Annotated in this window: 1 protein-coding gene; it reads right to left on the bottom strand. The window is 46.8% G+C overall.

Annotated elements, in window-relative coordinates; genetic code table 11:
- Nucleotides 1–174 precede the first annotated feature (174 nt).
- The coding region (locus tag D0S45_21035) for a hypothetical protein (protein TIH01430.1) at nucleotides 175–355 on the bottom strand (181 nt) is incomplete at its 5' end.

The following is a 355-nucleotide window of genomic DNA, read 5'->3' as shown; positions in this document are numbered from 1 at the left end:
AACTTCACGTTTCGTAAAATGGAGCTGCCAATGACCAGAGTTGGCCTCTCAGCTGGTGTGTCGCTGAGTGGGGAATATCTGTTAGAAACGTGGAGCGGTTGGTGGTGTACCGTAATATGAACTCAAAGGTTATTAAAAAATGGTCAGACAGAAGAGGATTCTGTGGAAAGACTATTAGATGATCAATTTCAATGCCATATGAGAGAACAAGATCAAGAGTGTGGTAGGAAAGGCGTGTGCTTGTAATGTGAAAGGCGGAGCTGAGATCCTTGCTAGCTTCTCCTTGAATCTCCAGCTGCTCACAGACCTCCCCAGACGCAGCGAAACAAGCCGGTACCAAACAGCGTCATGGATG

This window comes from Marinifilum sp. JC120 (genome assembly GCA_004923195.1).
In the GTDB taxonomy this organism is placed as follows: Bacteria; Desulfobacterota; Desulfovibrionia; order Desulfovibrionales; family Desulfovibrionaceae; genus Maridesulfovibrio.
The sequence above is the reverse complement of the archived record's forward strand: the minus strand, read 5'-3'. Positions and strand labels throughout refer to the sequence as shown.